The following is an 11,554-nucleotide window of genomic DNA, read 5'->3' as shown; positions in this document are numbered from 1 at the left end:
CCCTTATAACAAAGCTGTAAGACCTATTAACCGTTTGCGTTTCGGGGCACCCGGTATTCCTCTACAAACCAGTCATGGAATGCTGCGAGTGCCCGTGCCCGGTGGGAGATCCTGCTCTTCTCTTCGAGGGGGATCTCTGCAAGGGTCTTCTCTCCTGTCTCGAAGATAGGATCGTAGCCGAACCCCTCCTCCCCCCGCGGGGTTTGTGTAACCCTGCCCTCAATGGTGCCTTTGAATACACGGACGCCGTTCTCGTCAGCAAACGCAATGGCCGTGACAAACCGGGCGTTGCGGTCTTCCCGCCCCTTCATCAGCTTCAGGATGCCGCTGTTTCCGATCGTGTTCAGTACGTAGGCTGCATACGGGCCGGGAAAACCGTTCAGCGCGTCGATGAAGAAACCCGTGTCATCCACGATGAGCGGGGTCTTCAGCTGTTCGTAAGCATACCCGGCCTTGCCTTGGGCGATCTCACCCACGTCATCGGAGCGATGCTCAGGCAAATCGAGGGAGATGTGAGTGATCTCCGCAGTGCCACGGAAGAATGCTGCAACCTCTGCGGCTTTGTGTGCATTCCCGGTTACGACCGTGATCTTCAGAGATATCTCCCCCGCAATTCAATCTCGTGCTCGCGGGCGATGACCTCGCCAGCGCCTTCAAACGTCCCGCTGTATCCTGTGATGAACGCGGCCTTCAGCGATTCTGCGCGTTCAGGGGCGGTGCTCTCGAGCGTCTGAAAGAGGACGTGGATATCCACGCCCCGCTGCTCGATCTCGCTTGTTGCCTGCGCAAGGCCGAAATCGATCAGCACGCATTTCCCGTCGCTCTCACGCAGGATCAGGTTGCTGGTAGTGAGGTCGCCATGCATGATCTCTGCACGGTGGAGCAGGCCGATGACGCGGCCGGCCTCCTGCAGGTTTTCCTCTGAAAGGTCTTCTGTCAGCAGGGTTCCCCGCACCTGTTCCATCATGATCGTGTCGGGGGTGATATCGGAAATTATCGGTGTTGGCACGCCCCCTTTGCGTGCCGCATGGATGAGCCGTGCCTCGGCCCGGGTCCGCTCCGTTATCAGGCGCTTGTCCAGCGCCGCCACACGGTACCGTTTGGAGACCCGGTGCTTCTCTGCTTTTCCCTCACGGAAGGTGATGACCGCTTCTGCACCGCGTTGCTGGGCACCCGGAGCCCTGCCGGGGAGATCTCTTCCCGGGACCTCCCTCTTCCAGGTTACTTCAACCTCGTCCGAGCGGAATGAAGGATTGATCCGGGATGATTCAACCGGGCATGACACTCCGCTCTCCAGCATCAGTTTTCCCGTGTAGGCGATCATTGCGCCATTGTCACCGAGATATTTTTGTTCGGGAACGAAAAATTCGGCACCGCGCTCCTCGCACATGACCCGGAGCATCTCCTGCAACCTTCGGTTCGCACCGACACCCCCGACGAGGAGTACCTCGCTCTTTCCGGTGAGGGACAGCGCACGTTCTGTTACTTCCACGCACATCGCAAACGCAGTCTCCTGCAGGCTGTAGCAGACATCCGGCAGGGGAGCCTTATGGTCCTTTGCAGCCGAGACAAGGCCGGAGAATGCAAGGTCCATCCCCTTCACGGTGTAGGGGAGGTCGATGTACTTACCCTCCTTTGCCTGCGTTTCGATATGCGGGCCGCCCGGGTGCGGGAAGTTCTTTGCCCGGGCAAATTTATCAAGGGCGTTGCCAATCCCGACATCCAGTGTTTCCCCGAATATCCGGTATCTCCCGTTCAGGTACCCGATGACCTGGGTGTTCGCGCCGCTGGCATAGAGAACAATGGGATCTCTGCAACCGGTGGCAAAGCATCCGATTTCGACATGGGCGACACAGTGGTTCACCCCCACGAGCGGGACATCAAGGGCAAGGGCGAGCGAACGGGCAGCGGTGGCAACCGTCCTGAGGCAGGGGCCAAGCCCCGGCCCCTGTGAGAATGCAATCCCTTCAATCTTCTCCGGCTCCGTAAGGACCGTGCCGATCAGTTCTTTCATCGCAGAGGCATGGTGCTGCGCAGCCTCACGCGGGTGGATGCCCCCCTGAACAGGACAGTATGGCCGTGAAACAAGTGAAACGAGATCGCAATCAAAAAGAGCGGCACTGAGGTTCCAGGCCGTGCCCTCTATCCCCAGTATCTGCCCAAAAACAGGCATTGATGATGCTTACTTTCTGAATTCTGTGTATCCGCACTTGCCGCAGGTGGTCCGGTCCTTATGGTCCGCCATCATGACACCGGGTCCGCAGCGCGGGCAGTATTTCTTTTCGGTGGTGACCTTTGCACCATCGACCTTGAAGTATGCGCCTCTCTTGGGGGCCTTCGAGACTGCCGCCTTCTTTGCTGCCATGGTTATGCCGCCTCTTCCTTGGGCTTGGGCATGCCGCGCGCTGCAAGGTGCGGGCGCTCGGTTTTGTTCCGGCTTTCCTCGCTCTCGTATACCCGGGCGGAGCCGGTGAGTTCTGTCTTGCCAAAGCTGCTGTGCAGCGTGTCAAGGGTGACCTGGTGCTCTTTTACATTGAGCAGGGCGCAGAGTTTCCCGACAATCTGCATACGGGAGGGGGTGGCCCCGTCGTATTTGAGGGTAAACTGAACCTCTCTTCTGGATAAAAGTTCATTCCTTTTATCGCTGGTGATCTCAAAGTCCATCGATATCCTGTAATTATTGGAAACCGGGTTATTTAAAACATGACCTTCGTCAGTCCCCTGAAAAAGCGAAGCTGCCCAAAGGAACGCACGGCTGCAGGATTATTCCCCTGAACGGATAAACCGTTCAAGAAACCCCTGTGCCGTATCCTTTGCACCGGGGGTAACCGTGCGGAGGACGACACCTTCCCCGGGCTGTCCGTAGAGAACAATGGATCCGAGCGGTGCGGCAATAACCATGGGAATCACTGCAAGGTCTTCCTCGCCATCAACAATGATGGTGAGTGGGGGGTGGTTTACTGCGTGCTCTATTGCCGCAATCAGTTCATCGGTGAGTGTGCCTGCAGGATTTTTCACGCGCAGGGATTCACCGGATATCGCAGGCGCCCGGTTACAGGGAGAGCGCATCGTGTACCCGTCAATAATTCCGACTGCAGGGATTATTCCTGCCTTACGCAGGTTGTGGGTTACCACGTCCCCGACAGTAAAAACAGTTTTTTGGGAGAGTTGGGGAAGGATATCCGTTATCTCGGGATACAGTTCGCCAAAGGGGTCCTTGAAGAGCTTGCGGTGCTCTTCTTGGAGGGTGAGCATCAGCGGACCTTCAGCGCGTACCGGCCGGGGAGCTTGATATTCATACGTTTTGCCACTTCGGAATTTTCCGGGTCGATAATGACCAGGTATCCGGACCAGTCATCGCTTAAGTTGGAGGTGCCGCAGATAACGCAGCTCTCGCCATCGACAACCCGGTGGCAGTCACGACAGACTTTTCCCTGCTTCTTCTTATTCGCCGGCGGCATGCTCCTTCCTCTTGCCCTTTGCCTTCTCGGCTGGCTTCTCCTTCCCGGAGCCGGAAGACTGCCCGGACTTTTCCTTTTCTTTCTCTATCTCCTCTTCCAGCCAGAGGGCTGTGCCAAGGCCTGCCTGGCGCATTGTCAGCCCGATCTTGCTGTCGCGGGGCTCGCGCTCGTTTAAGGATAATGTCACGACGCGGACGCGGACAACATCGCCGACACCGATGAAGCGCTTGGACTCCTGGCAGATCAGCCGGGCGTTCTTCTCGTCGTAGTTGATGTATTCATCGGAGATCTGGCTTACGTGCAGCATGGCGTCGATCGGGCCAAGGCTGACGAACGCACCAAAGCTGGTGGTCTCAACCACAACCCCTTCAATCACTTCCTGGAGGGCAAGCCGGAGCACCAGTGCCTCGAACTTGACATCGTAGTAGACACCGCCGTCACCGGGAACGAGTTCTCCTTCCCCGACATCCGTCACTTTCGTAACGCAGATAAAGATCCCGATCTCCTTGTCAATACTCCCTTCAAGCTGCTCCTGGAGGACATCAAGGATCACTTTTTCGAGATTCTCGCCCAGTCTCTGGGGTGGGACCCGGACCTTGTCTTCAAGCATCAGTTTGTGATACATCCTTCACCTCATCTCCGCAATAATTCCAGTTTCTTCTGTTTTCTCATAGATATGACACCAATCCCGCGTGCAAGCAGTGCTTCTCTCAATCCCCGGTCGTTCGTGACTACGATACTGTTATTCCGGACAGCATAATCAATGATCTGCTCATCAACCGGCTCCGGTTGCCGGGCAGCTGTCTCCGCGATCGTGCACCGCTCCCCGAGCATGAGTCCCATGCGTGCGGCAGCCCCGTTGCGGCCTTGTGCCCGTGCCAGCCCGTTCAGTTCATGCATCACGGATGCGAGTACGATGGGTTCGAACCCCCCAAGAAGGTTCCTGATCTCATCGAAGAGATCGATCTGGAACTGGGCTGGCATCATCAGTGCATTGGCGTCAAGGAGAACCGTTACTCTCCCAGAACGCCCATCCCGATCAGGCGCCAGCGTGCTCCCACCTGCCGGCTGATAGCGATCCGTGAGCCGACCTCGGCACAAACGGGTCGTTTCAGCTGTATCTCGACACTGTCTTTCTTGGTGCTCGTAACAACGCCGACCGTGACTGCGGTCCCAACAGACAGCATCAACGGTTCGGAATGCTTCAGCGGCTCAATGACAAGCTCGTTCGTTGCACCGACAACCCGCTCCATGAGGGTTACCCTGCACCGGATCTTGTCCCAGACCGGGGGGAGTTTCCCCTCATGCCCAAGCACCTGCCCGGCAAGCGTATCGCTTTTTGTCAGTGCCGGGTCAAGCCTCGTACCCACGCCGAGCAGTCCGCCGGGGGTTGCGGTCTCAACGATCTTCGATCCGGCATTGATTGACGTGACTGTCGTCGTGATGGGGATCCATTTGATCCTGTTCTCGACCTGAGTCTGCCTTCCTGGACGGATCTCGATTTTTTCATCGGCGCGGAGGATGCCCCGGATAAGAGACCCCCCGACAACACCGCCTTTCACGTCCTTCCAGTTGCATCCGGGCTTGTTCACATCGAATGAACGGGCAATCAGCATCACCGGTTCGGCATCAGGATCGCGTTCCGGAACCGGAATTACCTCATCAAGCGCCTGCACGAGGGCTCCCATGTTGATCCCTTTCTGTGACGAGACCGGGATGATGGGAGCCTCTTCTGCAATAGTTCCCTTCACGAATTTTTTGATTTCGTTGTAATTATCCACGGCCTCTTTCTGGCTTACGACATCGATCTTGCTCTGGACGATGACGATCTTCTTGATCCCTACCAGTTCCAGAGCCATCAGGTGCTCCTTGGTCTGGGGCTGCGGGCACTTCTCGCTCGCCGCAATGACAAGCATTGCCCCGTCCATCAGCGCTGAACCCGAGAGCATGGTTGCCATGAGGGTCTCGTGACCCGGTGCATCGACGAACGAGATGGAACGGAAGGGAGTCCCCGTGCCTCCACAGACCGGGCATTCAGAACGGGTGGAGAAAGCATCGGTGCCTTCGCACCGCTCACAGCGGTAGAATGTAGCATCTGCGTACCCCAATCGGATAGAGATGCCCCGCTTCACCTCTTCGCTGTGGCGATCTGTCCACGTCCCGGTGAGCGCATTGACGAGCGTTGTCTTACCATGGTCAACATGACCGACAACCCCGATATTCACACTGGGAACTGTCACATCGTGCAAATGAAATCGAACCTCCTTATTGTATATAGGCCAAACCTACTTATACGTAACCAGTGGAGTAAAGGCTTGTATTTGGTGCCTTTTATGAGGATATGTATCGCGTGTTCTCTTGATTTATACGGATTCTAATAATGGCACCCTGATTCTCTTTACAAAAAGCCTGAAAAAACCCCGGCAGAAAAATGGATTTCCCGAATGATTCGGAACACCAATACGTATCACTTTTAATGCTAACCAGAAAAGGCGGCGAATGGAACTATCCCCCGCCCTCACAACTCTGGTCGATGTTTTTGAGTGCATCCTGGAATTCGCTGCCTGCCGCGTATTCACGCTCGCGGGCAATGATATTCTTCGCATCTTCCTGGATCGCGGGGTCCGACTTGTTCGTGGCTGTTGCCGGTATCAGGTTATCGACGCGGTACAAGAGGTTCGTGGAATCCAGCTCGGCAAAGGTCACACCCCGGATCTCTTCGATACGGAGGACCTTGCCAGCGGTGCCGGTTCGCGGGTACCGTACCCGCATCCCCAGTGCCATCTCTTCTGCAAGCATACGAGAAAATGGGTATTGTGGATTATAAGGTTTTTTACCGCATGTCCGGGAACCCGGAACAGCGATGTGGAGTGTAAATATGAGGATAGAATTATTGTATTGTCAGTCCCTGCATGACAGCGGATTCCGGAACATCAAATTCCTGCCCGGACCCGGTTATCTTGTATTTTCCTGTGGCCTTCACATCATAGGGATTACCGGTTGTTGAATACGGAACAATGAACTCCCCGTTCATGCTCTCCTGCCGGTAGGTGAAGTTTCTGCCTTTATTGGTGACGAGTGGGATCTCGATGATCCCTTCCCCCTTGATATGGGCACCTTTGACATACTCAAAAACTTTTACATATTTCAGGTCAATTGCCTCCGAAGGTGCCACATCAGTGGGGGATTCGTGGACAAGGCGATAATGGCGTAATGCAGGCACCGAATCTATGGGGGCGAGGAGATCTGAACTGTACACGGAAGCATGATATCCTGGCATAGGATTGTTGTTGTACTGTTCGGCCTTCTGCGCTGCGGATGCGGGATCCATTAGGGCGCCTTCAGTGACAACCGGGATACTCTGCCCGGTAATGCTGGAATCCGCCCACACGATGTAATAGACCTTATCCGAAGGAGCAGCCATCGATCCATCGAAATTGTGGAGACGGGAAACCGTGGAGAGATAATAGGGCTGCTTATTGAGGAGCACCGAGTTGTACCCGCCGCTCTGGCCGGGTGCAAATACCATATCGTAATACGGACCTGCAGCGGCTGTTGCATTATACCAGGTAGCCATTGCCCAGAATTTTCCTTGGGCCATCTCTATGTCAGTGATAATGTAGCGGGTCCCAAGATAGTCAGCGATTCTGTTCGCGTTGTCTTCCGACTGGGACATGAAATACGCTGCAGAACCTGTATCTCCTTCCACTCCCTGCTGGAAGGGATTGGCATTGGGGATTCTCTTGCCAACGGTTGTGATGATGTGCCCGTAATCCCACCATGACATGATACCGTAGGATTCATCGGGATAGCTGAAGGTATCCCTGTCGTATGCAGTAAGATACCCCACTCCGGTATCAGGAGTATTGTTCACCAGCCATTCCGCGGACTCCTTCCAGTCTGGATTCATGTCTGTCCCACGGCTTAATCCATTGGTGTAACTAATCGAAACCGATGAGTAAATGAAGAGGAGCGCGATGACAACTACAAGGACTGAAGCAGCAAGGGGAAGGAAGTGCGTGCCGGAGCTGGCGGAAGGAGTTTTTCCTGTCTTTTTCTGCTTTTTCTGCTTGCCTGTTTTCTCACTATCCGCTCTAGCGAGTTTCTGGTCCGAGGAATCGGGTAGCACAGCGCCTGAGATGAGTCTCCTGATTTCAGGCCAGCTCTTCTCGAAAACAAATCCTGCACAGACACCTGACATCAGGGCAACGTTGACTGCAAGGTAGTATTCATACCGGATGTGCTGCCATGTGGAGAACAGCATGACGATTGTCCAGACGATAGCAAAAACCTGTTCTGGACGTTCATGGCGGAAATTGTTGTAGAGCATGACGAGGATCCCGCCGGCCATGAGGAGGAGTCCGTAACTGAACGTCAGCCACGCCCCATCGACACTCCAGCCACGGGCTTCCTGCACAGTTTCTGTTACTGCGGCCTGACCGAAGAAGGCATACAATGCAGATATAAAGAGTGAATAGAGTTGCGGGCTGGCAAAGAACAGGATGAGGGATACGAGAGCTGCAGAAGCGACAACCGCAGAGACAAAAAAATACCATGGGCGTGATTTCAGGCATCGCTGGATTATGTAAAGATAGACCGAACCCCCGATGAGGGCAAGGTATGCCAGAATATGGCCGAGTGAATAGGTCGACAAATCAAGCCCCTGACTCTTTAGACCAAAGAGGAGAAGGCCGATGATTGCAATGCTGAAGATGACGATATTGATAATTACCAGATATTCGCTTGTTCTCTGGCGGATCGAATCGACGATGAACTGAACAACGGTAAAAAACCCGACAATCATCGCAAAGAGGATCATTGTTGGCATCACAAACAGGCCAAGCAGGTAGGCAACACCGGCAAGAGCTGCTATGAAAATCGAACTTTTTAAGGAATGGATATTCCGGATATCAATCTTTGTATCTTTCTCTAAAAGCACAGAATACATGTAAAACAGGCAGAATATCACGGAGAAAAGGACTTCAGCAATATGGTGATCGGCATACCCGTACATGGACCGGTAAAAAAACTGCCCGGCGACAATGGCGGTAAACCCGGATGCAAGGAGCCCTGTTTTCCAGGTATCGCACACCTTACCGACGTAATACATGACGGCAACGGTTGCTGCACCCATGAGCGGAGGAACGATGAGAAGGATGTGGATGACCTCGGGGCGGGTGGTTGCACCGGTCAGCAGGCACCCGATGGCCACGGTGAGCGGGAAGAGCGGACCCCAGTAAATCGATGTGCCGAACGGGTACTGGGTCATCGGTTCAAACCACCCGTACTGGAGATTATTTGCGAGAAGGAACTCCACCTGGCGGAGGTTATAGAGCGGATCATCGCTGGCCACGAGGGAGAGGATATCTGCGTTTCCCATGTTCAGCATGGGAAGCAGGCGGAGCCAGAGGGCGAAGAGGGAAAAAAATGCCACAAGAACTATAATAGTCCAGGTCAGACGGTTTTTAAGATCGAGGGATATCATGGAATCAGCCTATCTTCCGTACTTGGTTTCGGGTGGGACAATTAATAAATTTGGTTGAATGCGTCAGGTAATCGTTTTCAGGATCTCTTCGAACTGGCGGGATTTTTCTTTCCAGCTATGGTTCTCAAAATTCAGGGTGAATGTGGCAGGGCGATCCATCAGATCTTTGATGAGGGTAATAAACTCATCCTGGGTCCGGTAAACACTGATATGAGGGCCGCCGATCTTCTCGACATCCTGCATGGGTCTCATGACAATCGGCTTTCCGCAGGCGGAATATTCAAAGAACTTGTTGGGAAGCGCGATATCCCCCCACTGGGCAGGGAGGAGGGGGATTGTACAGGCATCCATGGTGGCAATGTACCGCGGGAGTTCGTGATAGGGTTTGGTCCCGGTGAAGATCACATGATCAGAGATGCCAAGGTGTGATGCCAGCTGGGCAAGTTCCTGCTGGTAATCGGTGAAGAGGGATCCCCCCACAATAAGGAGTTTTGTTTTCTTCCGGTACTCTATGAGTGCCGGAAGTGCCCGGATAATAGCATCGATGGCATACCATCGCTCAACGCTTCCCGAAAAACCGATGACAAAGTCTTCAGGATCGATCCCGAGTTCCTGCCGTGCAGGATTCCCATCGCATGGCTTGAAAATATCTGTATCAACACCGTTTGTAATGAGATGTGCGGAGAAGCCAAAACCTGCCAGTTTTTCGACAAGGGAGGGGGAGACTGTAGTGATAGCATTGCTGCGGGAGAGGTTGTCACGTGTAACGACCCACACAGTTTTACGGATGATTTCCTGAAGGGTCCTGCCTTTAAAATAGGCTGCAGCAGAGTCCGGGAACCAGTCTTTCAGGTCGAAGATGACCGGCACATGATGGTTTTTTGCAGCCCTTATTACAGCAGATCCGGCAAGAACATTGGCTGCAACAACAGCGTTGTATTTACCATCTCGGATGATTTTATTGAAGATGAAATAGTGATATGGAGCGTTGAGGGTATAATGCAGCAGGGGATTTTTCAGGGGAAATAACGAAGCCTCTTCTACAACCAGGCGGGTGGGGCGGGGGGCATCCCTGCTGACATGGAAATGCGCCACATGTACTTCATGCCGCTGTGCAAGCTCCTCGAACAGGTAATGGTGCCGTGACGGCACCGGGTGATGGATATAATCCTGGGTGGAAACAAGGAGGATCTTCATCAAACAGGTGGATGTATTGTTCTTGATTCAGAATAAACCACGTGGTTTTACGCGTTATCAGTAACAGCCGGCGGGAGATGCCGTATTCTCGCGGGTGAGCCGATGGCAAGCATATGATCAGGGACATCCCGGGTAACAATGGATCCGGCTGCAACAAGCGCTCCTTCACCGATACAGACTCCCGGAAGAATGGTTGTATTGGCTCCAATGGCAGCGCCATTTTTTATCACCGGGCCCCTGAGGCCTCCGATCCGTGTTGGCGGATAGCGATCATTTGTCAGAACCGCGTTCGGACCGATGAACACATGATCTCCGATCCGGGTATCTGTGGGAATGTAGACCATGCTCTGGATACTGACATCACTCCCAATGACCGTATTTCCTTCAATCACTGTGCCAGTACCAACGGCAACCCGGTCACCAATAGTGGTCTTCTCCCGGATCATGACATTATGACCCGTTTGGAAATCCTCCCCGATCACAACATCACTATACAGAATTGTTCCTGACCGTATGACAGCATTCTTTCCAATTGTTGTTCCTGTAAAATCCTTCTTTGTCATGTTATCCCGGGAGGGAAAACCCAGGGTGACAGGCTCAAAGATAAGGGCATGTTCTCCTACAACATTTATTCCGTATTCGATCATTCAACAGTCACGCTCTTCGCCAGGTTTCGTGGGCGGTCAATGTCCCGGCCCAGTTTTTCTGCAGTATGATAGGCAATCAGCTGGAGTACTACGGTTGCAGTCAGGATTTGAGTAAGGAGGGTTGCCCCCGGAAGGGGAATAAATAAATCACAAATCTCCGGGAGGTCAGTATCCCCGTCTCTCCCGATCGCGATAACCGGTGATCCCCGCGCTTTCATCTCCTTGATGTTCGAGATCATTACATCGTATGTCTCTCCTGGCATACAGATCGCAATGACCGGGGTCTTTTCTGATAAGAGGGCAAAGGGCCCGTGCTTGAGTTCCCCTGCAGCGTACCCCTCTGCATGAATGTAGGAGATCTCTTTCATCTTCAGGGCGCCCTCTAGGGAGACCGGATAAAAAGCGCCCCTGCCAACATAAAAAATGCTCTGGGCATTCTCGCACAATCCCACCGTTTCCGAGAGGTCCATAAGGAGGACTTCTTCAATTGCCTTATGCGCATCGAGGAGTGTTTCGGCATTATTGTTCCCGCAGAACCTGTTAACAATTTGCATCAATACTGCCAGCTGGGCAATGAACGACTTTGTTGCAGCAACGCTGATTTCCGGCCCGGCACGCATGTAGAGTATTGTATCCGCAAGTCGTGTCACCGTGCTTCCGAGCACATTGGTGATCGCAAGGGTTGGGCAGGTGTGCGCTTTTGCGCGCGTGAGTGCCATCAGTGTCTCCGCTGTCTCACCTGAGTGGGTGCACCCAATGACGAG

14 protein-coding genes are annotated in these 11,554 nt (G+C 53.7%); all 14 read right to left on the bottom strand.

The features are described from left to right. Positions 1–26: 26 nt before the first annotated feature. Positions 27–596: an XTP/dITP diphosphatase gene (locus tag CW742_RS01955; protein ID WP_292415851.1), complete on the bottom strand. Its 570-nt coding sequence runs from the start codon at positions 594–596 to the stop codon at positions 27–29. After that, positions 593–2,173, bottom strand: a complete 1,581-nt coding sequence (locus tag CW742_RS01950; RefSeq protein ID WP_292415848.1) for a bifunctional N(6)-L-threonylcarbamoyladenine synthase/serine/threonine protein kinase — start codon at positions 2,171–2,173, stop codon at positions 593–595. Before CW742_RS01950 ends, CW742_RS01955 begins: the two co-directional genes overlap by 4 nt. A gap of 9 nt (positions 2,174–2,182) precedes the next feature. Then, entirely contained in the window at positions 2,183–2,365 is a 183-nt protein-coding gene (locus CW742_RS01945; RefSeq protein ID WP_292415846.1) for a 30S ribosomal protein S27ae, read from the bottom strand. Positions 2,366–2,367: 2 nt separating this feature from the next. Further along, positions 2,368–2,664: a 30S ribosomal protein S24e gene (locus CW742_RS01940; protein WP_292415844.1), complete on the bottom strand. Its 297-nt coding sequence runs from the start codon at positions 2,662–2,664 to the stop codon at positions 2,368–2,370. A 99-nt stretch (positions 2,665–2,763) separates the two neighbouring features. Next, entirely contained in the window at positions 2,764–3,255 is a 492-nt protein-coding gene (locus CW742_RS01935; RefSeq protein ID WP_292415842.1) for a GTP-dependent dephospho-CoA kinase family protein, read from the bottom strand. Continuing rightward, on the bottom strand, positions 3,255–3,461 hold the full coding sequence (spt4, locus tag CW742_RS01930; protein ID WP_292415840.1) for a transcription elongation factor subunit Spt4: 207 nt from the start codon (positions 3,459–3,461) through the stop codon (positions 3,255–3,257). Before spt4 ends, CW742_RS01935 begins: the two co-directional genes overlap by 1 nt. Beyond that, positions 3,445–4,086, bottom strand: a complete 642-nt coding sequence (locus tag CW742_RS01925; RefSeq protein WP_292415838.1) for a DNA-directed RNA polymerase — start codon at positions 4,084–4,086, stop codon at positions 3,445–3,447. Before CW742_RS01925 ends, spt4 begins: the two co-directional genes overlap by 17 nt. An 8-nt stretch (positions 4,087–4,094) precedes the next feature. Then, the gene (locus tag CW742_RS01920) at positions 4,095–4,448 is read right to left on the bottom strand and encodes a PIN domain-containing protein (protein ID WP_394339452.1); all 354 of its coding nucleotides are present in this window, start codon (positions 4,446–4,448) and stop codon (positions 4,095–4,097) included. 26 nt (positions 4,449–4,474) lie between these two features. Next, positions 4,475–5,710, bottom strand: coding sequence for a translation initiation factor IF-2 subunit gamma (locus CW742_RS01915; RefSeq protein ID WP_292415836.1), 1,236 nt, complete (start codon positions 5,708–5,710; stop codon positions 4,475–4,477). A 256-nt stretch (positions 5,711–5,966) separates the two neighbouring features. Continuing rightward, positions 5,967–6,260, bottom strand: coding sequence for a DUF2098 domain-containing protein (locus tag CW742_RS01910; RefSeq protein WP_292415834.1), 294 nt, complete (start codon positions 6,258–6,260; stop codon positions 5,967–5,969). Between the two features lie 91 nt (positions 6,261–6,351). Then, complete coding sequence (locus tag CW742_RS01905; protein ID WP_292415832.1) at positions 6,352–8,946, bottom strand: oligosaccharyl transferase, archaeosortase A system-associated; 2,595 nt, start codon at positions 8,944–8,946, stop codon at positions 6,352–6,354. Positions 8,947–9,009: 63 nt separating this feature from the next. Next, positions 9,010–10,143 (bottom strand): glycosyltransferase, encoded by a 1,134-nt coding sequence (locus tag CW742_RS01900; RefSeq protein WP_292415830.1) that lies wholly within the window; start codon positions 10,141–10,143, stop codon positions 9,010–9,012. A gap of 47 nt (positions 10,144–10,190) precedes the next feature. Further along, positions 10,191–10,790, bottom strand: coding sequence for an acyltransferase (locus CW742_RS01895; protein ID WP_292415828.1), 600 nt, complete (start codon positions 10,788–10,790; stop codon positions 10,191–10,193). Beyond that, positions 10,787–11,554: SIS domain-containing protein (locus CW742_RS01890; RefSeq protein ID WP_292415827.1), on the bottom strand; the 768-nt coding region annotated here is incomplete at its 5' end. The genes CW742_RS01890 and CW742_RS01895, both read right to left, overlap by 4 nt.

It is taken from the genome of Methanoregula sp. (assembly GCF_002835825.1).
Classification (GTDB): Archaea; Halobacteriota; Methanomicrobia; order Methanomicrobiales; family Methanospirillaceae; genus Methanoregula.
This window is presented reverse-complemented; position numbering and strand designations above follow the sequence as displayed.

What these genes read in the sequence shown, in the direction of transcription:
- CW742_RS01905 (WP_292415832.1), bottom strand. Translation starts at nt 8,946, where the DNA reads ATGATATCCCTCGATCTTAAAAACCGTCTGACCTGGACTATTATAGTT.
- CW742_RS01895 (WP_292415828.1), bottom strand. Translation starts at nt 10,790, where the DNA reads ATGATCGAATACGGAATAAATGTTGTAGGAGAACATGCCCTTATCTTT.
- spt4 (WP_292415840.1), bottom strand. Translation starts at nt 3,461, where the DNA reads ATGCCGCCGGCGAATAAGAAGAAGCAGGGAAAAGTCTGTCGTGACTGC.
- CW742_RS01940 (WP_292415844.1), bottom strand. Translation starts at nt 2,664, where the DNA reads ATGGACTTTGAGATCACCAGCGATAAAAGGAATGAACTTTTATCCAGA.
- CW742_RS01935 (WP_292415842.1), bottom strand. Translation starts at nt 3,255, where the DNA reads ATGCTCACCCTCCAAGAAGAGCACCGCAAGCTCTTCAAGGACCCCTTT.
- CW742_RS01950 (WP_292415848.1), bottom strand. Translation starts at nt 2,173, where the DNA reads ATGCCTGTTTTTGGGCAGATACTGGGGATAGAGGGCACGGCCTGGAAC.
- CW742_RS01945 (WP_292415846.1), bottom strand. Translation starts at nt 2,365, where the DNA reads ATGGCAGCAAAGAAGGCGGCAGTCTCGAAGGCCCCCAAGAGAGGCGCA.
- CW742_RS01920 (WP_394339452.1), bottom strand. Translation starts at nt 4,448, where the DNA reads ATGATGCCAGCCCAGTTCCAGATCGATCTCTTCGATGAGATCAGGAAC.
- CW742_RS01900 (WP_292415830.1), bottom strand. Translation starts at nt 10,143, where the DNA reads ATGAAGATCCTCCTTGTTTCCACCCAGGATTATATCCATCACCCGGTG.
- CW742_RS01925 (WP_292415838.1), bottom strand. Translation starts at nt 4,086, where the DNA reads ATGTATCACAAACTGATGCTTGAAGACAAGGTCCGGGTCCCACCCCAG.
- CW742_RS01910 (WP_292415834.1), bottom strand. Translation starts at nt 6,260, where the DNA reads ATGCTTGCAGAAGAGATGGCACTGGGGATGCGGGTACGGTACCCGCGA.